General features: G+C 38.2%; 19 protein-coding genes. 9 read left to right on the top strand and 10 right to left on the bottom strand.

Annotation, left to right across the window (positions count from 1 at the left end; translation table 11 throughout):
- Positions 1 to 190 precede the first annotated feature (190 nt).
- The 5 genes from EHW67_RS07765 to EHW67_RS07745 all read left to right on the top strand — a co-directional run bounded on the left by EHW67_RS07765 (position 191) and on the right by EHW67_RS07745 (position 7000).
- Positions 191 to 673, top strand: coding sequence for an ABC transporter ATPase (locus EHW67_RS07765; protein ID WP_126161811.1), 483 nt, complete (start codon positions 191 to 193; stop codon positions 671 to 673).
- 106 nt (positions 674 to 779) lie between these two features.
- Positions 780 to 3692, top strand: coding sequence for a glycoside hydrolase family 3 N-terminal domain-containing protein (locus EHW67_RS07760; protein ID WP_126161810.1), 2913 nt, complete (start codon positions 780 to 782; stop codon positions 3690 to 3692).
- Between the two features lie 244 nt (positions 3693 to 3936).
- Positions 3937 to 5085: an N-acetyl-alpha-D-glucosaminyl L-malate synthase BshA gene (bshA, locus tag EHW67_RS07755; RefSeq protein ID WP_126161809.1), complete on the top strand. Its 1149-nt coding sequence runs from the start codon at positions 3937 to 3939 to the stop codon at positions 5083 to 5085.
- 155 nt (positions 5086 to 5240) lie between these two features.
- Positions 5241 to 5537: a hypothetical protein gene (locus tag EHW67_RS07750; protein WP_158285097.1), complete on the top strand. Its 297-nt coding sequence runs from the start codon at positions 5241 to 5243 to the stop codon at positions 5535 to 5537.
- A 293-nt stretch (positions 5538 to 5830) separates the two neighbouring features.
- Entirely contained in the window at positions 5831 to 7000 is a 1170-nt protein-coding gene (locus EHW67_RS07745) for an OmpA family protein (RefSeq protein WP_126161807.1), read from the top strand.
- Positions 7001 to 7447: 447 nt separating this feature from the next.
- Here the strand turns inward: EHW67_RS07745 and EHW67_RS07740 are convergent, their stop codons facing one another.
- The 5 genes from EHW67_RS07740 to EHW67_RS07720 form a co-directional block, all read right to left on the bottom strand.
- Positions 7448 to 8542 carry a GNAT family N-acetyltransferase gene (locus EHW67_RS07740; protein WP_126161806.1) on the bottom strand — a complete coding sequence of 365 codons (1095 nt, stop codon included), beginning with the start codon at positions 8540 to 8542 and terminating at the stop codon, positions 7448 to 7450.
- Positions 8543 to 8646: 104 nt separating this feature from the next.
- A complete protein-coding gene (locus EHW67_RS07735) occupies positions 8647 to 9669 on the bottom strand; it encodes an ATP-grasp domain-containing protein (protein ID WP_126161805.1) in 1023 nt (340 codons plus the stop codon).
- Between the two features lie 124 nt (positions 9670 to 9793).
- Complete coding sequence (locus tag EHW67_RS07730; protein WP_126161804.1) at positions 9794 to 11101, bottom strand: CoF synthetase; 1308 nt, start codon at positions 11099 to 11101, stop codon at positions 9794 to 9796.
- Between the two features lie 221 nt (positions 11102 to 11322).
- Positions 11323 to 12822: a hypothetical protein gene (locus EHW67_RS07725; RefSeq protein ID WP_126161803.1), complete on the bottom strand. Its 1500-nt coding sequence runs from the start codon at positions 12820 to 12822 to the stop codon at positions 11323 to 11325.
- A gap of 35 nt (positions 12823 to 12857) precedes the next feature.
- Positions 12858 to 13463, bottom strand: a complete 606-nt coding sequence (locus EHW67_RS07720) for a DUF7151 family protein (RefSeq protein WP_126161802.1) — start codon at positions 13461 to 13463, stop codon at positions 12858 to 12860.
- Positions 13464 to 13925: 462 nt separating this feature from the next.
- Here EHW67_RS07720 and EHW67_RS20670 point away from each other — a divergent pair, with 462 nt between their 5' ends.
- Positions 13926 to 16028 carry a fibronectin type III domain-containing protein gene (locus tag EHW67_RS20670; RefSeq protein ID WP_126161801.1) on the top strand — a complete coding sequence of 701 codons (2103 nt, stop codon included), beginning with the start codon at positions 13926 to 13928 and terminating at the stop codon, positions 16026 to 16028.
- Positions 16029 to 16051: 23 nt separating this feature from the next.
- A complete protein-coding gene (locus EHW67_RS07710; protein ID WP_126161800.1) occupies positions 16052 to 17416 on the top strand; it encodes a tyrosinase family protein in 1365 nt (454 codons plus the stop codon).
- 59 nt (positions 17417 to 17475) lie between these two features.
- Here EHW67_RS07710 and EHW67_RS07705 read toward each other — a convergent pair whose 3' ends face one another.
- The gene (locus tag EHW67_RS07705; protein ID WP_394343583.1) at positions 17476 to 17859 is read right to left on the bottom strand and encodes a heavy-metal-associated domain-containing protein; all 384 of its coding nucleotides are present in this window, start codon (positions 17857 to 17859) and stop codon (positions 17476 to 17478) included.
- Between the two features lie 55 nt (positions 17860 to 17914).
- Positions 17915 to 20152: a TonB-dependent receptor gene (locus EHW67_RS07700; protein WP_126161799.1), complete on the bottom strand. Its 2238-nt coding sequence runs from the start codon at positions 20150 to 20152 to the stop codon at positions 17915 to 17917.
- A 340-nt stretch (positions 20153 to 20492) separates the two neighbouring features.
- Between EHW67_RS07700 and EHW67_RS07695 the strand changes: the two genes are divergently transcribed.
- Complete coding sequence (locus EHW67_RS07695) at positions 20493 to 20852, top strand: hypothetical protein (protein WP_126161798.1); 360 nt, start codon at positions 20493 to 20495, stop codon at positions 20850 to 20852.
- 62 nt (positions 20853 to 20914) lie between these two features.
- A complete protein-coding gene (locus EHW67_RS07690) occupies positions 20915 to 22273 on the top strand; it encodes a phenylacetate--CoA ligase family protein (RefSeq protein ID WP_126161797.1) in 1359 nt (452 codons plus the stop codon).
- On the opposite strand, the gene EHW67_RS07685 is transcribed toward EHW67_RS07690, so the two are convergent.
- The 3 genes from EHW67_RS07685 to EHW67_RS07675 form a co-directional block, all read right to left on the bottom strand.
- The gene (locus EHW67_RS07685; RefSeq protein ID WP_126161796.1) at positions 22254 to 23498 is read right to left on the bottom strand and encodes a GNAT family N-acetyltransferase; all 1245 of its coding nucleotides are present in this window, start codon (positions 23496 to 23498) and stop codon (positions 22254 to 22256) included. The genes EHW67_RS07690 and EHW67_RS07685 overlap by 20 nt on opposite strands.
- 235 nt (positions 23499 to 23733) lie before the next feature.
- Positions 23734 to 24366 carry a sugar transferase gene (locus EHW67_RS07680; protein ID WP_126161795.1) on the bottom strand — a complete coding sequence of 211 codons (633 nt, stop codon included), beginning with the start codon at positions 24364 to 24366 and terminating at the stop codon, positions 23734 to 23736.
- A 106-nt stretch (positions 24367 to 24472) separates the two neighbouring features.
- A complete protein-coding gene (locus EHW67_RS07675) occupies positions 24473 to 25081 on the bottom strand; it encodes a formyltransferase family protein (protein ID WP_126161794.1) in 609 nt (202 codons plus the stop codon).
- Positions 25082 to 25109: the final 28 nt, after the last annotated feature.

Raw genomic sequence — 25109 nt, 5'->3', positions numbered from 1 at the left:
ACTGAAGTTGTTGAATTTTTAACAGTTGGTTGCCCTACGTATCCAATAATTTTAAATTGACAATAATCAAAGAATGTAATCAACCGCACTTAAGATCGACCAAGGATTAAATCAAGTGGATATTGCCAAAAAATGCCTTTAAAAAATAGATTTGGAAGGGTATTTGATGGTAGAATATAAAACATAAAAAATGCTAGTAGAATTTAATGAGTTGCCCGATGCATCCAGGGTTTGGATCTATCAGGCAAGTAGAAGTTTTTCAGAGGAGGAATTGGAGCAGGTAAAACACCAATTGGATAATTTTATAAAGGACTGGACGGCCCATGGCAGTGACCTAAAGGCTGGCTATGAAATTAAGTATAAGAGATTTATCGTCCTCGGTCTGGATCAATCTTTAAATGCAGCTTCTGGTTGTTCCATTGATGCTTCGGTACACTTTATACAAGAGTTGGAGAAACAATACAACCTAGAACTTTTGGATAAAATGAATGTTTCTTACAAGCAGGGTGAATTTGTTGCTTATAAACCTTTGGCCGATTTTAAGAAAATGGCGAAACAGAAGGCGGTATCCAAGAATACTATCGTTTTCAATAATTTAGTGACCAATAAGCATGAGTACCTTAACCATTGGGAAGTACCGGCTCAGGACAGTTGGCATAGCCGTTTTATGTAATTGTTGCCAAGGACCACTTTTCTTAAGGCGCAATTTTAGAGATACCCGCCAAATAAGTATAATTTTTTTAAATAATTGTTAGTCACCATCAAAGATGGATTTCTTTATGCGCAAAAACCACATAGCTTTTTTCTTTTTTATATCACTATTTACCCTTCATGGTCAAGTAAATCCATTGGTTACCAAGGATAGTCTGGCGCAGCGGGAGTGGGTTGAGGCAACCTATGGAAAAATGTCATTGGATGAACGCTTGGGGCAATTGTTTATGGTAATGGTGAATTCCGATCAGGGAATGGCCAGTACCGAAAAAGCCAAGAAATTAATTAGGGACCATCATATTGGTGGGGTAATATTTTCTACGGGTGGCCCAGTCAGACAGGCACAGATGACCAATGACTTTCAAAGCATTTCCAAAATACCTTTAATGATCGGTCTGGATGCGGAATGGGGACTGGCCATGAGACTGGATTCTACCTATGCTTTTCCTTGGAATATGACTTTGGGGGCTATTTCAGATAATGCAATAGTGGAGAAAGTAGGATACCAAATTGGAAAACATGCCAAGAGGTTGGGAGTCCATATTAATTTTGCACCGGACATAGATATTAATACCAATCCCAAGAACCCCATTATAGGTAACCGTTCCTTTGGTGAAGATCGTGAGAATGTAGCCCAAAAGGGAGCCGCTTATATGAAAGGAATGGAAAGCGCCGGTGTGTTGTCTAGCGGAAAACATTTCCCGGGCCATGGGGATATAGCGGTAGATTCGCATAAGGCCTTGCCCATAATCGATTTTAGCAGAGAGCGATTGGATAGTATTGAATTATATCCCTACAAAAATCTTATCAAAGAAGGACTGAGTAGTGTAATGGTGGCACATTTGAGCGTGCCCAGTTTGGAAATAAGGGAGGGGTATCCTTCATCTCTCTCCGAACAGATCATTTCAGGGGTACTTAAGGAAGAATTAAACTTTAACGGCCTGGTATTTACCGATGCCCTGAATATGAAGGGAGTTTCCAATTTTGCCAAAGAGGGAGAAGTTGAACTATCGGCATTCTTGGCCGGAAATGATATCCTCTTGATGCCCTTGGATGTAGCCAAGGCAAAGGGAAAACTATTGGAAGCCTATAATAATGGTAGAATTACAGAAAGACGATTGGCTTATTCCGTAAAAAAAATATTAATGGCAAAGTATAAAGTGGGCCTTCATCAATACAGGCCAATAGTACTGGAAAGCCTATATGAGGACTTGAATTCCTTGGAAGATGAGCTGTTATATGAGGAGGCAATAGAGAATGCCATTACAGTGGTTAAGAATGATTTCTCCTTAATGCCCATCAAGAAATTGGAGAATAAGAAAATTGCTTATGTAAAATTTGGGGAGGATACTAATGAGCCTTTCTTAACGGAATTGAACAAATACGCCAATGTTACCCAAATCAATGGTAAGGACATTGCTACCTTAAAGAAAAAACTAAGTGATTACAACTTGGTAATTATAGGTTTGCACAAGAGTAATGAAAGCCCTTGGAAGCCTTATAAATTTACGAAGACAGAGTTGTTTTGGTTAGGGGAAATAGCAAGGCAACGAAGCTCAAATTTAATTCTAGCACTATTTGCCAAGCCATATGCGCTATTGGATGTACCCAATTTTGAGGGGGTTGATGCTGTGGTTGTTGGGTATCAGAACAGTGCGGTAGCCCAAGAAAAAACGGCCCAAATTATTTTTGGGGCTATTCCGGCTAAAGGTATTTTACCGGTAAGTTCACATGCTTCTTTTCCCGTAAATACCGGTATTCCAATGGCGTCTTTAATGAGGTTGGGATATAGCCTTCCAGAAAGGGTGGGCTTAAGTTCCCGTAAATTGAACAAAATAGATGAACTGGTTCAGAATGGTTTGGACTCCTTAATGTTTCCCGGCGCCCAGGTATTGGTTGCCCGTAAGGGAAAAGTAGTGTACAACAAGGGGTTTGGAAAACCCACCTATCAGTCAGAAGAAGAGGTGACCTCTGGTCATATATATGATTTGGCTTCTTTGACCAAGATTTTGGCAACATTGCCCATGGTAATGAAGATGGAAGAAGAAGGGGACATAGGATTGAACAATACTTTTGAGGAGCTTATACCGGAATATTCCAAATCCGAGTTAAAAGATGTTACGGTCCTAAAGGCATTGTCCCATTACGGGAGGTTGCCGGCATGGATAGCCTTTTATATAGATACGCTTGATGATAAAAGAAAACCTTCCAATATGTTTTACAGGAACCATGCTACGCAAGGGTATTCAGTAAAGGTGGCCGAAAAACTATATCTTTCCGATGTATATAATGATTCCATATACAATAGGATTGGCAGGCAACATTTAAAATCTAACCGATATCGTTACAGTGATGTGGCTTATTATGTTATGAAAAAATATATTGAAGATGCCCACAACAAGCGTCTTGATAGTTTGGTTGACGAATTTTTATATAAACCCCTAGGGGCCACACATACAGGATTTAATCCACTGGATAAGTTTTCCAAGACTAACATTGTTCCTTCGGAGGAGGATAATTATTATAGGTATCAGACCGTACAGGGGTATGTACATGACATGGGAGCTGCCATGCAAGGTGGAGTTGGTGGACATGCCGGACTTTTTAGTAATGCCAATGATGTAGCAAAAATTATGCAGATGTATCTGCAGAATGGTTTTTATGGCGGACAACAATTCCTGCAAGGAAGAACCATAAAAAAGTTTAACACCTGTTATTTCTGTGATAAAAATGTTAGACGAGGAATTGGCTTTGATAAACCGGATATCAATGGAGGTGGTCCAGCATGCGAATTGGTTTCCCGTAAAAGTTTTGGGCATAGCGGTTTTACGGGTACCTATACCTGGGCAGATCCGGAAGAAGACCTAGTTTATGTTTTTCTATCCAACAGAACTTATCCAACAGCTTCCAATACCCTTTTAGTTAAATCTGGGTTAAGAACAAGGATTCAGAAGGCTATATACGAAGCAATAATAAATTAAATCATTACTTTGTAAAAACAGGGGTCGTCTATTTTTTCGTCGAACTGAAATTTATTATATCCTTGTTCGACTAAATGGTTTTAACTGGTCCTGAAATAAGGTAGAGGGGTTAGAAAGGAGTTTAATAAATAGGATCAATTGTCCTATTAAGATTAGGCAATGGTGAAAGTGACGAACTCGGTACAATATTATTATGTGGATCATTATAGGGTAACCGTGACCACTAATACAAAATAAGAAGTAAATGAAAATAGCTATAGTATGTTATCCAACTTTTGGTGGTAGTGGGGTAGTGGCCACTGAATTGGGAATTGCCTTGGCCAACAGGGGCCATGAAATCCATTTTATTACCTATCGGCAACCAGTGCGACTGGAGCTTTTGAGCAATAAAATATACTTTCATGAAGTACATGTCCCGGAATACCCTCTGTTCCATTACCAGCCCTATGAATTGGCACTTTCCAGTAAATTGGTAGATACCATAAAGTTGTTCGGAATAGAGCTGTTACATGTACATTACGCCATACCACATGCATATGCAGGTTATATGGCACAAAAAATGCTGGAGGAGGAGGGCATCTATATACCAATGGTTACCACCTTGCACGGAACAGATATTACCTTGGTGGGGAAACATCCTTTTTATAGACCTGCGGTTAATTTCAGTATAAATAAATCCGATGTGGTTACCTCTGTTAGCCATAATTTAAAACAGAGTACTCTGGAGTGGTTTGATATAAAAAAGGAAATTGCCGTAGTCCCCAATTTTATAGATAAAAATAAATACAGTACACACTTTACAGATTGTCAACGTTCCTTAATGGCTTCGGAGGACGAAAGGATAATTACCCATATAAGTAATTTTAGGAAGGTAAAACGTATACCTGATGTTATACAAATCTTTTTTAAAATTCAAAAGGAAATACCGGCAAAGCTCATAATGGTAGGTGAGGGGCCTGAAAAGGAGGGGGCCGAACGTCTATGTGAGGAGCTGGGAATAAGCAATAAAGTTATCTTTTTGGGGAACAGTAATGAGATAGACAGAATTTTGTGTTTTTCGGATTTGTTTCTTCTACCTTCCCAGACTGAAAGTTTTGGCTTGGCAGCTTTGGAGGCTATGATTAATAGGGTAGCCATTATATCCAGTAATACCGGGGGAATACCTGAGGTAAACCGTCACGGGATTACAGGGTATTTAAGTGATGTGGGCAATGTAGCTGAAATGGCTGAAAATGCCCTAAAAATACTGAGAACCGATGAAACCCTGGAGGAGTTTAAATCCAACGCTGCCAAGGCAGCAATGGATTTTGATATACTCAAGGTATTGCCATTATATGAGGCAATATATGAAAAGGCCCTTGAGGCAAGACACCAAGGCATGGAACAGAACTAATGCGGGCCATACTACTCTCTCTTTTTCTTTTTGCAATATCCTGTGTAGGACAAAAAGGACTATTGGCGGAAAATACCAAAGATAGCCCTCAGGAAGTCCAAATGTTGGAACATGTGCTAAGTGACAGCCACAGCGGTGTGGAAAAGGAGACGTTTATGGTTATCAGGGACTCTAAAGCCTTGAGAAATTTTTTTCTGCAAATCAATAAAACAAGAAAGCCTGGATTGCCTGTTCCTCAGGTAGATTTTTCAAAAAAAATTGTTGTTATTTACTGTGGAGGCATTAGCGCTGGGCACAGGAGTTTAAAATTGGAACTGCTTAAAGAGTCAAAGGATGCAATAACTTTGAGTCCAAAGGAGGGGGCTCCATTCCAAAAAGAAGGTATACTTGAAACTACACCATTTTGTATGTATACACTTCCTTATACCCAAAAAGAGATACTAGTACAATAAAAGAATGGTTGTTGGCTTTAAGGTAATTGGGAGACTGTAATTACTTACCTATTTGTAGGTAGTATTTTAGATAAGTATTTGTCTTTCAGTAGGATATTGAGGTATTGCATATAATGGGACGAACTACCATTTTATACGACAACGGAAAATTAAAAATCATTAGAAATTTGTCGGAATTTTCTTTATCTGCCCTATGTCGAGTTTTGAGGTATTTTATAGAATAATGATGGCGGCTCTATTGGGTTGACATAGCTTTGGGGATAAATATAATTGATTCCTAAATGTATTATTGTATGAAAACCTACAAGATTATTTTTTCTTTATTACTAGCTTTTTCCTTTTATATGGGCGGTGCCCAAGAATTGGAATTAACTGCCAAGGACAGTATAGTGAGCAGCTCATGGGTATTGGGTATAGGCTACAATATTGTAGATGATTCCGCTACGCCCTTTGGTGATGATTTCATGAATATTAAGGATACTTGGAATGCCCTTCCTTATCCCTCTTCCATAAGTATAGGGAGGTATTTTAAAAACGGATTGGGTATAAGGGCCGTAGGTTCCTATAATAAATACAAAGTAGGAAAGCGTGTAGATGGTGAGATCAATACGGCAGAAAGGGATTACTATGCCATTGATGGTATGGTTAGCTATGATCTAAACAAGATTGTTGGTGAAACGGCTTGGTTTGATCCGTTTCTTCAAGTAGGTGCTGGCTACAGTGACATAGGTTCTGTAGGTAGGGCCACCGCCAATGCCGGATTTGGTTTTAATACCTGGTTTAGTGATAAATGGGGCCTAAATTTTAATACCATGGGTAAATGGGGTATTAAAGAAGGGTCTACCAAACAGCTTCAGCATTCTGCTGGAGTGGTGTTCAGGTTTGGAGTAGAAAAGGAGCTTTCCAAAAAAGGACAGGAGAAATTGGCATTAATAGAGGAGAACCAAAGAATATCCGATTCTATAGCAGCTGCAAAAAAAGCAGAAGAGGAAGCGAAACTTATGGCAGAGCGTTTGGCACAAGAAAAGGAAAAAGCGCGTTTGGCCGCAGAGGAGCAGGCGAGAAGGGATGCAGAGAATAGGAGAAGAACAGAATTGGAGAATAAGATCAAAGATTTGGGGAATGTATACTTTAGACTCAATTCTTCCTACTTGAGCAAGCCTTATAAAGAACTATTGGATAACTTGGCTGTGTTAATGAAAGAGAATCCTGGCTTGACCATACAGGTGGGGGGGCATACAGATTCCAGAGGAGCAGAAAAGTATAACCAAAGCTTATCCGAACGTAGGGTACAACAAACTTTGGAATATCTAATTGGGGAAAAAGGAATAGACGCTTCCAGGTTAACTGGTGAGGGATACGGGGAAACCCAATTGGTAAATGAATGTGATAACACTACCTATTGCCCAGAATCCAAGCATAGGCTTAACAGAAGATCGGCCTTTGAGGTGGTTGAGTTTTAATTTGGAGCACTACCCAGAATAGGTTTTATTAGTGAAACTCAATTTTGAGAAGTCAATAAGACGCACTGAAAATTGAAAGCTGAACTAATCCCGCCTTTTTCGGCGGGATCTAGGTTCAATACCTCGACCCTTGTGAGGTTTAATACCTTTTATTTACAGTACATATTTAAACCAACTTTGAAGCACCAAGCTTTAAAGTTGGTTTTTTTGTTTACACTGTATTGTAATATAGTGGCGAAGTTTGTTTGCTGTGGTAAATACTACCGACCCATAGCAATTATAATGTAGATCTTTGTGAATGGAAAAAAGGAATAAAAGGGCACAAAAATAGCTTACATATCACTGATAGTTATTTCTGTCACAAAATAGGCTCTCGCCATTTTTATGGGTTTTCCCCTAGCATTGCTTAGAATAATGTGGATTGCCTATATTTTGTTCTGTTACCAGTTAGCAGGCTTGTTTGCACCTATATAGGGGGAAATAGTTTCCAAAGGTGCAGCCAATACAATACGGATTGGAGTTCGCAAGAATGTTGTAGCCCTCATGGTCAATTATCTTTCTTCCGGTATAAAAAATAGTGTCATTATCCAATGGAAAGAAATCCTTTTTGTAGTGGTAAAGACTGTCACCATTTTCTCTGCCTCCACCTAAAAAGTAATAGGTGTATCCTTTTTCTCTAGCCCACTTAAGCACTTCTACTTTTAGGAAATCATTGGGTCGGGTATCAAAATAGTTATCGTCTGTTCCTCCTAGAAAGGAATTGATAGTGGTGTCGGATAACAGTAGAAGTTCTGCTGAAACAGGAGTATTATCCTTATAAACCATTACGATAGCACAGGTAGAAGGGTTGTTATAAATAAGGTTTCTAAAATAATCCAAATCATAGAAATAATTTGAAGTCGCATTTTTGCGTTCCATGGTGCAGGTATAGATTTTGTGAAATTGGACTATAACCTTATCTGTGATGTTGTTATGTAATATTTGGCTCCTTAGTCCACATTTTACCGATTTTCTATAGTTATTCCTAACCTTGGGTTTAAAATTTTTCCATTGTTCGTCTTCTGGAAGTACCCTTCCACAAACATTGGTTAAGGTGGGTTTAATTTGACCAGTATAGTGTTTCCAGTTTTCTTGCATATTAAACCTGATAAACTCGGAAACCACTTTGTGCTTTTTGTACCATAGATCTACCTCTTCCCAAAACTTAATGGCAATTTTATCATTGCTCCCTTTTGCAAAAACTGGACCGCTGTAGCCATAAGGTGAGCTAATGTCGTTATAGCCTGTATACTTGCCTTCAAAATGAACCTTTCTAAACCAAAAAGGCATGAGAACCAAGGGAGTGTCATTTTTCATCATGACAAAATACATGAGTTCTTCATTTTCATCTTGTCCAAAGGACAATAGTTCTATGTTGTACAGAGGGTTGTTGGGAAAAAGTTGTAATAGTTGGTTGTAACGAAATATATCCCTTTCAGAAGATAGGGGGTAAGCCTTAAGGGTTAGGTCCTTAACTAAGGTTTCGAAGAGTATTATTTCCATTACACGGGGGGGCTTCTAACAATTAAATTACGAAAATTTATCGTTTGCCACAAGTTTAAGCATAATTGGTTATTTATTTGGTCTCTTTCAATTTAATTAATAGTCTAATTGGGTATTTTTATTAATTTGTCACATTTTGCAAAGGAAATGTCCGCCTTGTATTTATTAAAATGGTTAACATCAGTGTTACCAAGTATCCATTCTATATAAATTGCCGCTGTATTTATCCCTGCTTCATGAGAAAAGGGGTAACCTCCTCCAAACCTTGGGTTAAGTTCCAGTACGTAATTCTTATCTCCGTTTACAAATACATCACAGTCTAAATTTCCATAGTGGTTCAAATTTTTGGCAATCTTTTCGCCTATCTCATTAAGTGCTGGACTAATGACCGATTTGGCCTTGTCGGTTTCTCCTGATCTCATGGATAGTTTTTCACGGGCAAAGGTGCCAAAATATTCTCCAGATAAATTGTTAACAACATCCATGCCGTATTCGGTTCCTTTAATCATTTCCTGTATTAGAATGGCGCTGTTGACGTCTTCTTCACTAGCCTTGTTTAAAATGGATCGGGTCAATTTAATTTTCAATAATCGATATGCGTATTCCAGCTCTTCTTCATTCTCTACAATTTCAATGCCTATAGAGGCACTTCCCCATCTAGGCTTTAAGATTAAGGGAAATTGCAATGTATTGGACTTTAGGTCTTTTAGGGCCAAATCTATATCTATATAAGTGGCAGGGGTAAGTAAATTATTTTCTTTCAAAAACTGAAAGGTTTTCCATTTGTCAAAGGAAATATTTATAGCCTTTTCATTGGAAACTATAACTTTGGCTCCACATTTCTCAATTTCACTTTTATTTTTCGAGAGTATGGGGAGTTCTAGGTCATTCAAGGATATTATGGCGCTTACTTTATATTGGGAGCATATATCTTTTAGTTCGTCTATATAGGTGTCCGAATAAATGCTGGAAACTTGTAAGGCTATGTCAGCGTCAATAAGGGCAGGGGCGTTGGTTTGATTGTCCACGGCGATTATCTTTCCGCGACCATTAAGGGCTTCCTTAAAATAATTGATCAAATAATTCCTTCTTCCGGCACAGGTAAAGAGAATATTGGTAGTTTTCATAATAATAGTTGATATGGATAGTTTATTGGTTTCTGTATTACTGTTGTCTTTTATTAGGATTTAATCGGTTTTGGGGGTAATAAGTAATAACATATGTTGGCCCCAATATGTACATGCTAATAGCTTATTGGCAAAGGTTTACTGTTAATTTTCTTTTTCCTGATTTTAGTAAAGGAATTTCATCAACATATTCAATAGAAATTACAGCGTCTTTTCCCATATCTTTTTTAAAAAGATAAACAAATTCATTCTCTCTTTTAAAGCTTCCTTTTTTATTTATTTTTATGGTATACCTGTTTTTGCCAGATTGGATAAACTGAACTTGGTCCAATTCAGGATAGTCATGAAGGTAATTATACATTTTAAAAGGACTCACTAAATTGCCGTTGGTATCCAATAGCACGTCCATTTTTCTCCCTTGTACGCTACTCAGCATTGGAAATTTGTTATGCTGGTCTTTTAGGAAGGAAAAAGAACCAAGATCTCCTGTATCGTAGCGGATCATGGGGGTAGCAGTATTGTAAAGATCGGTGACCACAATTCTACCAATTTCACCAGTTTTTACAGGAATATCCTTATTGATATCCAATATTTCCACGTGGTAACTGGCCCAGTTTATGGTAAAGTATTTTTCTCCTGGTTTTTGCTGGGCGATAATACCGTTTTCAACGTTGCTATATCTAGACACTACAGGGGCCTGAAAATAATATTCCATTTTGCTTTTTACATAGTGACTGAGACCTTCAGACATCGCGATAATAGACTGTATATTGCAGTCCAATTGTCCAGAACCAGTTTTGTCCAAATAATTACATATTTTTTCAAAACCAGAGGGGTAGCCCAACCATCCTTTTATGGATTTGTCTTTTTTTAACTCTTCAATCAATTTTTCAATATATGGCTCATCTAGATCTTGAACGTCTAGTTGCCTTATATTTTGTAGTTTGGCCAAAAAGTTACTTTTACGGTAGTAGGCAGACCAGAGGCGAAGATATAATAATTGATGCCCAAGAAAATATCCCGCGGAATTCGCAAAATAAAGGGTGTCTGCCGTATTGCGTGTTTTTTTTCTTTTAGATTGAAAAATTTTGAAAGGGGTACCGGTAGAACCACTGGTGCTTACTGTAAATAATTTCTCCTTGGTTTTGTCGGATATGCTTATCTCGTCAAAGTTTTTCTTGATAATATGTTTGTCAACAACCGGAAAATCTCTCAAGCTCTTATATCCCGCATATTTTTTATAAAAAGTGGATTCACTTACAGCCGTATTCAGTAGATGCTTTAGAATAGGTTTATTGTGCTGCTGAAGCTCCTCGAAGGAGGACAATTTAAAACAAGTCTCTATTTGAAGAAAGTCTTTTTTTACTGAGCTGCCTTTTAAGGCATCCATAGTCCAAAAAAAAGAATTTCTAAGCCAAAACAATATTCCCATAAACGGATATTAAATTAATTGAGATAAAACCTAATTTTGCTCAAATAACGGCATTGCCATTAATTTTACAAAGAGTTTTACAAAGGATTACATAGTATAAACTGTATAAGATGTTACATATTGTTTTAAAGAACTATTAAATAGGGGCCTTATACTGTTGTCGCATGTGCTACATGTTGTTAAAAAGGTCATTTCTAAATGTTACTTCAAAAGGATAATGTTTACTTAAGTTGTTTCTCCAATTTCTCCATTCTCTCTAATATGTTCTGTAGGGTGTTATTATTTTTATTTAAAGTAGTGTTTACTTTCTTAAGTTCCTCAATTTCTTTCTGTTGTTGAATAGTGTAAAGTGTTAATTCCTCAATTTTTTGAAGCAATTTGCGGTTCATCTCCCCAAGATCAATGCCGTTGGCACCCACCTCGGCAGCACTGGGAATGTGCTCCAGATGTCCGTTGTCCTCTATGAATTGTTCCACAGACCTAAGGGTTGGCAAGTCATAACTTTTGGTAAATACAAAATCGGGCCAGCCACTACTCTGTAACTTTACGGTTACGCCTTCAGTAATTATTTCACCAGCAACGGCCAATTCGTATCCGTTGGGGATACTGGCTATGCCAATACCTACTCCGCCGGTATCATAAAGTAAATTGGATCCGGACACTGTCCAGGGCGACCCGGGAAGTGCTGCTCCATTGACCAGTAATTCGCTAGCATTAATAGTACCATCAACATCCAGTTCGTAGTCAGGGCTGTTGGTTCCTATCCCTACATTTCCACTGTTCAGGTAGGTGTTGGATCCAGAGGATATCCAAGGCGAACTTGGAAGTGCTGCTCCATTGATCAGTAATTCGCTAGCATTAATGGTACCATCAACATCCAGTTCGTAGTCAGGGTTGTTGGTTCCTATCCCTACATTTCCACTGTTCAGGTAGGTGTTGGATCCGGAGGATGTCCAAGGCGAACTTGGAAGTGCAGCCCCGTTTATCAATATATTGGTGGCATTAATGGTGCCATCAACATCCAATGCATAATTGGGGTTTTCTATTCCTATTCCAACATTTCCGGAGTTGTAAAAAGCATTGTTACCAGATAGATTCCATGGAGAGGAAGGGAGTTCAGCTCCATTGATCAATAAATTAGTAGCATTTACAGTTCCGGCTACGTCCAAAGCAAAATTGGGGCTATTGGTTCCAATCCCAACATTGCCACTGTTGTAAAAGGTGTTTGCTCCAAGCACTGACCATGGCGAGCTGGGAAGTGGGTCACCATTTAGCAATAGGTTATTGGCATTAATGGTTCCGGCTACGTCTAGGGAATAATTGGGACTACTTGTTCCTATCCCCACATTGCCACTATTGTAAAAGGTATGTTGACCGGATAGGGACCACGGTGAGGTAGGTAAAGCGGCTCCGTCTATCAGGAGCTCCGTTGCATTGATAGTCCCTGAAACATCCAAGGCATAGCTAGGATTTACGGTCCCAATACCTACACGTCCTGTGTTAAAATATGTATTGGATCCGTTTAGTGTCCATGGCGAGCTTTGTACAGCGGTACCATTTACAAATATTTCCGATGCACTAAAGGTTCCGGATACCTCTAAGTTGTAGCTTGGTGTTAAGGTACCTATGCCAACATTTCCTGAGGCGGGAAAGTAATTTCCCTGTCCGTAACCGTAGAGGGTACCAAGAAATAAGAAGGGTATTATGTAATATTTTTTCATATTAGAAGTTTTGTAAAGGCTATGCAGTAAATGCATTATTCGTATTGTCTTAGTTCAAAAGATAAATTGGTGAAGTTGTCCATAAAGGCATTTGTGCCGTTCTGTAGTTCAATCCTTACCTGGTTGTCACTTATTATTTCCCCTCTAACCCCTGTATGGGTTGTTGGCGTAGTATAAAATATTACTGTCTTACCTATGGTTATGTCCTTGTCCAAGGTACCCACATATTTGCCCTGTGATTCCCTTATCCAATTAATACCCAGATCCAAGGTGTTTTCCAATACCACCGAGCTGGGGTTTTCGGTTCCGGACTGGCTAAGTAGTGCAACATAGGACTTATAGGTTATATCTGCATTGTCACCGTTGCAAAGGTATTCTGTACTGGTCACTTCGTTAGCGTCCAAAGTGCCATTGGCATTACTATCCAGACCAGACTGTAAGCTAAACCCACCGTTGGAGCAATTGTCCCCTGGTTGTTCAACCAAGGTTTTTATAAGTCCGTTGTAACCATTGGAACCATCAATACCATCTATACCGTTTGTTCCATTAAGACCATCTGCCCCATCTTCAGGACTACAGCCAATGAAGGCCGTGGTAAACAACAAAGAAAAAGCAATTCTTAAAAGCCATGTTATTCGCATAATTTATAAATAAGGATAAGTTTAAAATGGTTAAAAAGTTAAAGGTACAAATTGGGTACTCCAATTAAGGGAACTTTAGTTAAAAGATGAGAAATTATCGACAAATGTAGTATAATTTGGGATATGAAGACTTAATGAATTTTTGTTAAGTTACTTGTTTTTTATAAGTGTAGTCCAGTTTGGAATTTGGTTGTTTTTTCTTGTTTTGACGTAAGAATCTGTATTATAGTGCCTTTAATTTTGTCAATTCAGTTTATTAACGAAAAATAATACCACATCATCCCTAAAATTTCAGTGTATTTCCAAGTCCGTTTTAGGAAGATTATACACCAATGAGTGCATCTTATAGGGAATAGTTTACCGTTCGTAGATTAATGTGCACAGTCATCTTAATAAATGTTAATTTTATAGCTAATTCCCCCACTAAGTTCATTCAAGTTTTAACATGTTATCAATATATTTATGAAATCAGAAAAATTACTATTTTTTGTATTATTTTTTATGGTTTTGGGGGTGAGTGCGCAAAATTTACATACCCAGGCCAATGCTGCCTCAATAGACAATGAGGCCAACACCGTTACGGGGTGGACTACCAACAATAGGGCCATTGCTACCAGTAGTGCGGTAAACCCCTTTGCGGGATCTTTTTCAATTAGTGTTGCATTAAATGGGTCTACCGGGGGGTATGCAGGATATACCTTCACGGCAGTAGTAGGGGAAGTGTATGATATTAGTATTTGGGCCAGGGAAGGAAATTTAAGCTTTCGTCCGGCTTTCGCCAATTGGTCGGGATTTTCCAATTTTTCAACCACCGCAATAACAGGAAGTAATTGGACCCAATATACTTGGTCCTTAACAGCTACTACTACATCTCCAGAAATTAGGGTATATGCAGCCCCTTGGAGTGGAGGACAAGCAGGAACCGAGGTATTAATAGACAATGTGTCCATAACCTTACAAGGAAGTGGGGCGGATACAGAAGCGCCTAGCGCACCGTCCAATTTAACGGCCAGTGGAACCACTACCACTACCACCAATCTTTCTTGGAATGCTTCCACCGATAATGTAGGGGTTACGGGATATACCATATTGCAAGATGGTGCCAGCATAGGGACCACCAATGGAGCCACTACTTTTAATGTTACGGGACTTACACAAAATACCAGTTACGCCTTTACGGTTACCGCAAGTGATGCAGCAGGTAACGTTTCAGCGGCCAGTAATACGGCCAACGTGACAACGGAAACTGCAGCGGACAATCAACCGCCTAGCGCACCTTCCAATTTAACGGCCAGTGGAACCACTACCACTACCACCAATCTTTCTTGGAATGCCTCCACCGATAATGTAGGGGTTACGGGATATACCATTTTACAGGATGGTGTTAGTATTGGGACCACCAGTGGGGCCACTACTTTTAATGTTACGGGACTTACACAAAATACGAGTTACGCCTTTACGGTTACCGCAAGTGATGCGGCGGGCAACGTTTCAGCGGCCAGTAATACGGCCAACGTGACAACGGAAACAGCAGCGGACAATCAACCGCCTAGCGCACCTTCCAATTTAACGGCCAGTGGAACCACTACCACTACCACCAATCTTTCTTGGAATGCCTCCACTGATAATGTAGGGGTTACGGGATATACTATATTGCAGGATGGTGCCAGCATAGGGACTACCAATGGGGCCACTAACTTTAATGTAACAGGACTTACACAAAATACCAGTTACGCCTTTACTGTTACGGCCAGTGATGCAGCCGGTAATGTTTCAGCGGCCAGTAATACAGCCAACGTGACAACGGATACAGCTGCCGATGGTGAATCGCCCTCAGCGCCCACTAATCTTACGGCTGCCAATACTACCAATACTACTACCGATCTTTCTTGGGATGCCTCAACCGATAATGTAGGGGTTACAGGGTATACTATACTTCAAGACGGAGCCAGTATTGGTACCACCAATGGAGCCACCACTTTTAATGTAACAGGGCTTACCCAAAATACCTCCTATGCCTTTACGGTTACGGCCAGGGATGCCGCGGGCAATGTATCTGCAGTCAGTAATACGGCCAACGTTACAACTACCGGTACCGGGGTAGTGGACTACACTTCGGAAAATGCGAATTTGGCCACGGTAGACTGGAACGCAAGGGATCTTTTCGCCAATAGGAATGTGGGAATAGGAACCACCAATACCCAGGGATATCAATTAGCGGTAGCCGGGAGTGTAGTGGCAGAAGAAGTGAATGTAAAGCTACAGGTGAATTGGCCCGACTATGTTTTTGAAAATAGTTATAATTTACCAACATTGGAAGAGGTGGAAGCACATATACAGGCTAATGGCTATTTGTTAAACATGCCCAGTGCCGCACAAGTAGAGCAAAGTGGAATTGATATAGGGAAGATGAATGCCAAGTTGTTGCGAAAAATTGAGGAATTAACCTTGTATACCTTGGCACAGGAGAAAAAGATCAAGGCCCTTGAAGAGCAAAATAAAAAGCTGGAATCCATTTCCCAAAAGATAGCGGAATTGGAAAAAGCTATGGAAGAGAAAAGATAAAATAGGTCTAAGTACAGATATTTATGAAACACATTTACAGGATATTGATTTTTTTATGTTTTGCCAACAGTCTTGTTGCGCAGAGCATACGAAAGAATTATCAAGAAATGACAGACTATGAAAAAACCGAATTGGTGGATGCTTTTTATGAGTTAAGGAACGGTCCGGATCTTTTTAATGACCTAGCCAACTTTCATAGTGACTTCTTTAACTTTGATAATACAACGGATGAAACCCGTCTGGATTTACATTTTAACCTGCCAGATGAACCGGAACGGGAGATATTTTTGGCTTGGCACAGGCGACAAATGTTTGAAATGGAGCAGGCTGTACAGGATATTAACCCAGATATTAGTTTGGCTTGGTGGGACACTTCCATAGATCAATCCACTACATCCCCGTTGTGGGATCAGGATTTTTTGGGGAGTTTTAACGCCAACTGGAATTTAAATAGAAATTTAGGGGGTAATGGACCATTGCCTACTCCGCAGGACGTAACCAACTTATATGCTATGACAGATTTCTTCGAATTTTCCAATGAATTGGAAAGAAGACCGGTTCATAGGGGTGCACACGTATGGACGGGAGGGGCCATGCCAACACCTTTGTCACCAAGAGATCCAATCTTTTATTTTCACCACTCTTTTGTAGATTGGGTATGGCACAATTGGGAAGAAATACATCAAAGTTCTTCATTCTTAACAACCTCTATGTTACGATATGATGGAACTTATGTTTATGATGGTCAAACCCTACCGCTCGTTAACCCTAACGATATTACCGACTCAAGGTCTTTGGGAGTGTTTTTTGGGGTCAATGGGCTGGCTGAGCTAGATAATTACATTGTTAGCAATACTTATAGGCCAGAAGAGGTATTTTATTACCAGTTTGTAATTGAGGCAGGGGATAATTTTATTGTGCCCAATGGATCTAGTTGTAGAATGGAATCCGTAAATGAAGTGCGGTTGCTGCCCGGCTTTGAAGCTGCTGCCGGTTCTAATTTTATAGCCGCTATCGATCAGGAAAATGGCCTTACGGGCAAGACTTTTTATGGAGAAAAACCAAGGTTAAATAAGCCTTATGATTTTGATGCCAATATAAACAAACCTATAGTTTGGGAAGAAGATAACAAGGATGACACCCCAGTTATTATACAACCCTATCCTAACCCTTTCACCGAAAAGATCACCATTAACTTAAATAAGAAAACAAATTGTAGTGTTGAGGTGTACAATATGATGGGGATGCTTATAAGACAGGAAGCTTTTCAAAATACTGATAATATAATCATTAATAACCTATATGGATTATCCTCTGGTTTTTATGTCATTAAAGTGGTAGACGCCAATGGCGATATTTTAATGGCCAAACGAGTGGTTAAGTTATAGGAATACTGTAATACAACCAAAACGGCGACCTTGAGGTCGCCTTTTTTGCTATTGGGAGTTTAGTGTTTTGTACCGTGATCCATATGAATACTGTTTGGGTCCCTATATTTACAGCATGCCGGTAGATTGTTATATGTTTTGATATCTGCTTTGGTAGAATCGGTGTCGTGCCCTTTTAGTGCAATGGCCTTTCTTACATCCATAGGGCTGCATTTATTTTCATCCAATATAAGGGTTATTTTTTTGGAAGGGATATCCCAATTTACATATTTCACACCCTTTACTTTTAAGGCGGCTTTTTCTATACGGGCTTTACACATGCCGCAGTTGCCTTTCACCTCAAATGAGACCTTTTTGTTCTTATCTTGGGCATTTAATTGAACGCTTACCAATAGAATGGAAGCCATCCATATAATTTTACCGAAGGTTTTAGTTGTAAACATATTTTTAAGTTTTAGTACGTAACAATTTTTAAAGAGCAATTTTATAGAGATTAATTTATAGTCTGTATCGGAAGCCCAAATAATAGGTTTCGCCCAATACAGGGGCAAATAATACGGTACTATCAAAATAAGGGCCAAAGGGATCCTCTGCACTTAAAATTGGTTTTTTTTGGGTTGTATTGCCAATATTCTCACCACCAAGATAAACCTCAAACTTTTCATTGACCGCTCTAGTTAATTGGGAATTAATAATACTATATGCGGCTGTCTTAGCTGGGAGTTGGTAAGCTGTTGCATTTGTGGTGGTGTTAGGCAACCTTTGTTCACCTTGCCAGTGCAAGGTGAAATCCATTCGCCAGTGGCGCTGTCTGTATTTTCTTGGGGTTTCATAACTTAAGTTCGTAAAAAATCTATGTAAGGGTTGTAATGGTTTTTGCAGGCTGCCGGATTGATAATCTACTTTTACGTCATAATTCTTGTAGGTAAGGCGTAGGTTCATGTTTTGTATAAGCTCATAGCTTAAGTCTACTTGCAAACTTTTGGAAACACTTTTACCGCTTAGGTTGTAAAAAGATATGGCCCGTGGATTTTCCCAATCTACAATAACCTGATCAGTAAATGCAATTCTGTAAAAATCCAACGAAAGATCCATGGCCCTATTCCAAAGATAGAGCTTTTGTACGAAACCAATTCCCGTATTCCAGGCAGTTTCCGGATGTAAGGAATATAGGTTACCACTATTGTTTACAATGTTAATGGCTCTGGAAGAAGCAAAGAGCTGTTGGTTTTCTGCAAATATATTGGAAGCCCGTTTTCCACGTCCTGTAGACAACCTTAAACTGGCCTTATTCCATAAGGAATACCTTAGATGTAGGCGAGGGGTAATAAAGGTTCCCAATCTATTGTGGTTATCCAACCTTAGTCCCGCAACAAAACTTAATTTCTCCAAGTTGTCATAGGTATATTCAAAGAAAGCTCCAACGGAATTGTCTATGCGATCATAATTGGTGGTATTCACGTTTTCTTCAAAACGGTCGTGATTAAAACTAAGTCCGGTTTTAAATTTGTGTTGGGTACTTCCAATAATACTATTAAAAATAGCATTGGAATAATAGGAGGTATGTTTTATATCATAGAGGTTAAGGCCGTAATAGGAGTTTTGGTCGTGATGGCTAAAGGCAGTCTGATACCCAAAACTTTGGTAGGGCAATTCAGGAAAAACATAACCTAGTTTGGCAGAAATATCCAATCTATTGGTTTTAACCTCGCTTCCCCATGCATTGTTTGTGAATTGATCAGTCTTTGGGTCAAAGTTTTTTTCCCCTGTCTGTTTTTCGTCCAGAAGGAACTGGGCATTTAAAAAACTAACCCACCCTTTATCAGGATCCAAAAATTGCCACCTATTCATAAAATTGATCTGCTTGGCCAAGGGGGTATCCAGAAAATTGTCGGCATTCCGGTCTATGATGCCATCCCTTAAATTGGCATGTAGATAAATACCTGCAGCCAATTTATCGTTAAGCACAGTATTGTATCGGGTGTTTAGTTCATAGCGTTCATAATTGTTCGCATACATATTTAGGAATAGTTCACTGTCTGTCAACGGTTTTACCAACTCACTGTTTATTTGGCCAGAAATACTCTCAAATCCATTTAGAACACTTCCGGCCCCTTTGGTAATCTGAATACTTTCTATCCAAGAACCGGGAATGAAAGACAGGCCATAGATCTGTGACGCTCCTCTTATAGAGGGCATGTTTTCTTGTGTAAATAATAGATAGGGACTGTTAAGGCCAAGCATTTGAATTTGTTTGGCACCTGTAACGGCATCGGAAATGTTCACGTCAACAGAAGGGTTGGTTTCAAAGCTTTCCGATAGGTTGCAGCAGGCCGCTTTAAGCATTTCCCTACTATCTACAGTTACCACATTTTGCACATTGAAAAGTGACTTCTGAATAGGATTCAGTTTTTTTCTCACCACAACCTCCTCTAATTCCACATCAGGATGTAGCCATATTTTTCCTAGATTTGGCCTGTTTACGGTAATGGTATCTGTTTTAAAACCGACGTAGCTTACCACTAATTTTTGGTATTCTTTTTTATAGGGAATTGCAAACTCGCCCAATTCATTGGTTGTAGTGCCTATATTGCTATCCAGCCATAGAACATTTACATTTGAGAGTACCTTTTCTTTGTTATCCAAGTTAAACTCCAATACAGTTCCTTTTATTTGTAACTGACTGAATGATAGATAATTGAAAAATAGAAATAAAACAATAAGGCTGCTTTTCATTGTGTGGACCTAAAATAAGGAATATTCTATATGGTTAACGCTGTCTTTGTTATTTTGGTATGGCTATATCTTAATGTATTACCTTGGTTTATTGTAGGAATATAAAGATGTTGAAAAAAGCAATTATACTTAAATCTTTAAATAAAAATAAGCTTAAAATTAGGTTTATTGGGGCTTTTATGTAATTTTTTGAGATTAGATGTAGTTCAAAGATTTTTTTGGTTATTAACAGATTTTGGATCAATAAAGCATTTAAAAGATGTAATTTTGACTATAAGTATTTGGCAATCAGTATATCTTTTTGTTGCTTTAATTGTTTCACTTTTAAAACTATATTGTTATGAGATTACTTTTTGTACTCGGAGCCTTTGTTTTTATAGTGTTTTGTGCAAATAAAAATGAAATACGGGAGCCACAATCTACACATATTAGGGTTATAAATAGTACTGATGTAAGCTTTACCAATGTAGTATTGTTTTCAATGAAGTTTAATGATTTAAGGCCCAAGGATACGTCGGAGTATAAGATGCTGGATTATGATCCTCTAAAAGATGATCCGCTAATATATTGTTCAGCAGCGGGTACCCGTTACGCCAGATATTTGCAGATACCGGAAGCATATGATGAGAAGTATTCGTATGTTATAGATAGTATACAAGATGGTATTGTATATGTAAGTTCCCAGAAAGGGACAAATTAAGAACTATAAATTTGCCAAGATAGATTCCCCCACATAGAATAAAGTTAAATTGAGAGATTAATATGAAAATATTGGAATTTGCAAGAAGTGCGCTGTTTTGTACCGCAGATTTTTTAAAAGGAGGGAGTATTAAAGGGCATTTAAATGATATTGCTTTTATACAGGAGAACTACCCTAATGAGGGAGCTATTGATAGGCACAATACCTATTTGAAAGAATTGTTGGAGCATGCAGCCAAAACTGTCCCATTTTATAAAATCCTTGAGAGGGAAGGGAATGTCCTGGAAGATTTTCCGGTTGTGGACAAGGCTTTGATGAGGGATAATTTTGAATCATTTAAAAGCAATATCTATCAGGATAAGAAACAGCACAAAGTGTCTACCAGTGGGTCTACGGGGAATCCTTTTAACATTTTTCACGATAAAAATAAAAGGGCTCGCAATACAGCAGATACCATTTATTTTGCGAAGAAAACGGGTTTTAATGTAGGGGAAAGGTTGTACTATCTAAGGTTATGGGACAAGCAATATAAAAAGAGCGATTGGTTATCCTGGATGCAAAATATAGACATGCAGTCTGTAGATGACCTTGGAGAAAAGGAGATAGAAAGCTGGCTTCAGAGATTTGGCAGGGATAAAAGTACAAAAAGCTTATTGGCCTATACCTCGGCCCTGCGATCTATTATTAAACATATGGATGCCAACAATGCTAAACCTTTAAACACCAAGGTAAATTCCGTCATTGCCATTGCCGAAGGATTGGATGATTATGTTAGAGAGGGTGTGCAAAAATATTTTAATGCGGAAATAGTATCCCGTTATTCCAATTCGGAAAATGGAATCATTGCCCAACAACCATACGGAAGCAGAAATTTTGAAATTAATTGGGCCAGTTATCATATTGAAATTCTGGACTTGAACAAGGATATACCTGTAAAAGAAGGAGAGTCGGGAAGGATTGTGGTTACAGACTTATTTAATTACTGTATGCCTATGGTTAGATATGACACAGGGGATATTGGATGTATGGCAAGGGATGCTGAAGGCCGACTTGTGTTTTCTCAAATTGAAGGTAGAAAAATGGATATGTTTACCAATACAAAAGGGGAGTACGTTTCTTCCCATATTGTTCATCATATTCTTCAGTTTAGTGAGATAGATCAGTTTCAATTTATTGAGGAGGAGAATAATGAATATGTTATAAAGTTAAAGGTTTCGGACCGTTTTGATTATGCCAACGAGGAAAAACTTATAAATAGATATAGGGAATACTTTGGTGAGGATGCCAAAATTAAGGTAGTCTATGTAGATGATATACCTTTGTTGCGTTCTGGCAAGCGAAAGCTGGTTATCAATAACGCTATGAAAAGCCGGAATAGGGATGCAACAAATTCTAAGAAACCTAGTCTAAATAGGGTATAGCCATTACTTTTTGTTGCTTAAATTTGCCAACAAGGTAGTAGATATTGGTATCTTTTTTTTTATAGGTTCTAAGGTCTTTTTTTCTTTCACCGGAAGCATAAAGGAAATCGCAGATTATTTTATTTAAATAAGAATACCTTCTTTCTTTATAATCAATGACCGTAATATTTTCTTCCTTCTTAATATCAAATACGTCTTCAATGATTTGATAGTTAGATGTCTTGTTTGATTTTTTGGTTGATTTTCCCTTTAGTTTATACTTTATACGGTGATAAAATGTATGTAGGTTTTTGTTACGTAAGTATTGTTTTAATTGAAAGGTATATATAAGGCCTAAAGCTAGGGAACAGGAAATAAGGGATTTAGGATTATATAATACGTGATAATCATAACTGTAAACAGTATCACTAATTTGTTTTTTTATACCGTAATCGCCCTTTGAGGAATCAAATACTTCAATGTTATTTTGAAGGCACCATTCAATTAACTTAAAAGTCAAGATATTGCCCAAGCCAAACTTTGCAAAGTCGGTATTATAAATGGGAATTGCTCCAATTAGCCTATTTTGATGTTGGAAACATAGGCGTATACCAATAGGCTCCTCTTCATCGTACATAACAAACAAAGCCAATTCTTTATTGAGAATCATGGGATAGCTCAGTTCTTTGATATAATCCCATTTGGACAATATGTGATACTCGGTTTGTTTTTCTTTAAATCGTTTATCCAATAATTCATAGAGCTTATCAAATAAATCGTTGTAAGTATCTAAAGTAATATCTCCAAAAAACATTTGGGTTCTTATGTCAAAACTCTTTATTAATCCATTATAGCGTCTCCTGAGCATTTTTCTGCGTGATGAACTATAGTTCTGTTCAATAAAGTCATCAAGATGTTGGTATTTGTTCAGAGACGTAAAATACCCGTTGTATTGGGAAATGTTCTTAATTTTAAGCTTTTTATACTGCTTTGTAGAAGGTAAATTGTAATAGGAGGGTATATCATAAATTAAAAGTACCCTATTACCAAGTTTAATTTTATCAGGATTAATGGTATAATTAAATCCTTTGGTCAAATTTTTACCAATATTGATATAGATGGGTAATTTATTTTTTTTGAAGAATTGGACCCCATCAATAAACTCAAATTTTATTGGTGCAGCGGAATTTTTAAAGTGCTTTAACCAGGTTTTTACAAACCAGTCCGAATTAAAAGGGGTTTCCATCAAGGGTTTAGGCTTTGGTGGTTAATGGTTTTAATATACGCAATAATACCTAAAAGGTATTTATATAATAATAAAATAAGATGTTTAAAATTATGAAAATTGTAGTTTTAGAGGTATATGCTATAATGCTTACACCATAGCTAAATCAATTTTACGGCTGAGTGCTAGGAAGTTTTGAAAACAGCAAGCTTAGCATAAGCAAGTTTCCATGGTTAAAAAGTGTTTAAAACCTTAGCTAACACTTTTCTTTTTTGTGCAAATTCTGCCTAAGCACATCAAAGTCCTGCATACCAGATTCCCCGTCCAAAGCTACGTCTTTGGAAGTGATTACGCTCACAAAGGTTTTGACCAGGATGTTAAAATCTTGTTTAAAGGACATGTTATTTACGTATTCAATATCTTTTTGCAACCTCTTGTCCCAATCAAGGAAGTTGCGCCCAGACACCTGTGCCAATCCGGTAATACCTGGCCTAACGGTATGGCGTATACTTTCTTCCTTGGTATAATAGGGCAAATATCGTACCCTTAGTGGTCTAGGGCCTATAAGGCTCATGTCTCCCTTGATAATGTTTATCAGTTGCGGGATCTCATCTAAGGAGGTTTTTCTTAAAAAGGTTCCAAATTTAGTAATACGATCCTCATCCGGTAGAAGCCTCCCTTGGGGATCCGTAGCATCGCTCATGGTCTTAAACTTATAGATGTTAAAAACTTTTTCGTTTTTGCCAGGTCTAGGTTGTAGAAAAAGTGGCTTCCCCTTATTGGTAAACAAGAGAATGATATAGACAATGATGGTAATTGGCAATAGGACCAAAAATCCAAAAATGGAAAGAAAGAGATCTATGGTTCGCTTAAAAATTAGCTTGTACATAATTGGCTGGAATGGTGTTCTTAATTAACGGTAAATCTTATCTCCCGTATTTGGCCACTAAGATAATATCCCCAAATGAGTGTAACGTTATTTATCGATGAAATAATTATTTTTTAGGTTTCCTCACCTCTTGTTCTGCATCGCGCATAGTTCTAAGAATTATTTTTTTGCCCTTTTTGGCAAATTTAGGGTAAAGAGTTTCAAAGGTATCCCCAGCCTTAATCTTTATAGCCTGCTGTTGTAAAATGGTTCCCTTGTCCAGTTCATGGTCTATAATGTGTGTTGTAATACCGGTAATTTTAACCCCATAGTCCAAAGCATCCTGTATGGCTGTTTTGGTACCTAAAAAACTGGGAAATAGGGAGGGGTGTACGTTGTATATTCTATTGGGAAATCCTTGTAACAGAGCTTCACGTATGCGGTACTTGTAATTTAAAAGGAACACACGGTCTATACTTTTTTTCTTTAGCAGTAATAATATATGATTTTGATAGGCTTCCATTGTTGGGAAATCTGATCTTCTAACCAGTAGGGTCTCAATTTCGTGTTTTTTGGCTTCTTCGGCTGCACCACAAGGTTCTTGCCCGTATATCAGTAAATTAATCCTGGAGGCCAAACTATTGTTATCCTTGTGCAGGGCCTTTATAATGTCTTTGGCATTTCTCCCCCAGCCGGTACACAATATAGCCCATTGTATGTGGTTTTGTTTATCCATATCTCCTTTTATATGTCAAATATACAAA

The organism is Arenibacter aquaticus (assembly GCF_003957295.1).
Taxonomy (GTDB): domain Bacteria; phylum Bacteroidota; class Bacteroidia; order Flavobacteriales; family Flavobacteriaceae; genus Arenibacter; species Arenibacter aquaticus.
This window is presented reverse-complemented; position numbering and strand designations above follow the sequence as displayed.

Bases quoted from the DNA above. Each gene is read 5' to 3' on its own strand.
- EHW67_RS07685 (WP_126161796.1), bottom strand. From the start codon at position 23,498: ATGGAAACCCCTTTTAATTCGGACTGGTTTGTAAAAACCTGGTTAAAG.
- bshA (WP_126161809.1), top strand. From the start codon at position 3,937: ATGAAAATAGCTATAGTATGTTATCCAACTTTTGGTGGTAGTGGGGTA.
- EHW67_RS07725 (WP_126161803.1), bottom strand. From the start codon at position 12,822: ATGAAAAAATATTACATAATACCCTTCTTATTTCTTGGTACCCTCTAC.
- EHW67_RS20670 (WP_126161801.1), top strand. From the start codon at position 13,926: ATGAAATCAGAAAAATTACTATTTTTTGTATTATTTTTTATGGTTTTG.
- EHW67_RS07765 (WP_126161811.1), top strand. From the start codon at position 191: ATGCTAGTAGAATTTAATGAGTTGCCCGATGCATCCAGGGTTTGGATC.
- EHW67_RS07740 (WP_126161806.1), bottom strand. From the start codon at position 8,542: ATGGAAATAATACTCTTCGAAACCTTAGTTAAGGACCTAACCCTTAAG.
- EHW67_RS07710 (WP_126161800.1), top strand. From the start codon at position 16,052: ATGAAACACATTTACAGGATATTGATTTTTTTATGTTTTGCCAACAGT.
- EHW67_RS07675 (WP_126161794.1), bottom strand. From the start codon at position 25,081: ATGGATAAACAAAACCACATACAATGGGCTATATTGTGTACCGGCTGG.
- EHW67_RS07690 (WP_126161797.1), top strand. From the start codon at position 20,915: ATGAAAATATTGGAATTTGCAAGAAGTGCGCTGTTTTGTACCGCAGAT.
- EHW67_RS07700 (WP_126161799.1), bottom strand. From the start codon at position 20,152: ATGAAAAGCAGCCTTATTGTTTTATTTCTATTTTTCAATTATCTATCA.
- EHW67_RS07730 (WP_126161804.1), bottom strand. From the start codon at position 11,101: ATGGGAATATTGTTTTGGCTTAGAAATTCTTTTTTTTGGACTATGGAT.
- EHW67_RS07750 (WP_158285097.1), top strand. From the start codon at position 5,241: ATGGTTATCAGGGACTCTAAAGCCTTGAGAAATTTTTTTCTGCAAATC.
- EHW67_RS07680 (WP_126161795.1), bottom strand. From the start codon at position 24,366: ATGTACAAGCTAATTTTTAAGCGAACCATAGATCTCTTTCTTTCCATT.
- EHW67_RS07720 (WP_126161802.1), bottom strand. From the start codon at position 13,463: ATGCGAATAACATGGCTTTTAAGAATTGCTTTTTCTTTGTTGTTTACC.
- EHW67_RS07705 (WP_394343583.1), bottom strand. From the start codon at position 17,859: ATGTTTACAACTAAAACCTTCGGTAAAATTATATGGATGGCTTCCATT.
- EHW67_RS07695 (WP_126161798.1), top strand. From the start codon at position 20,493: ATGAGATTACTTTTTGTACTCGGAGCCTTTGTTTTTATAGTGTTTTGT.
- EHW67_RS07745 (WP_126161807.1), top strand. From the start codon at position 5,831: ATGAAAACCTACAAGATTATTTTTTCTTTATTACTAGCTTTTTCCTTT.
- EHW67_RS07735 (WP_126161805.1), bottom strand. From the start codon at position 9,669: ATGAAAACTACCAATATTCTCTTTACCTGTGCCGGAAGAAGGAATTAT.
- EHW67_RS07760 (WP_126161810.1), top strand. From the start codon at position 780: ATGCGCAAAAACCACATAGCTTTTTTCTTTTTTATATCACTATTTACC.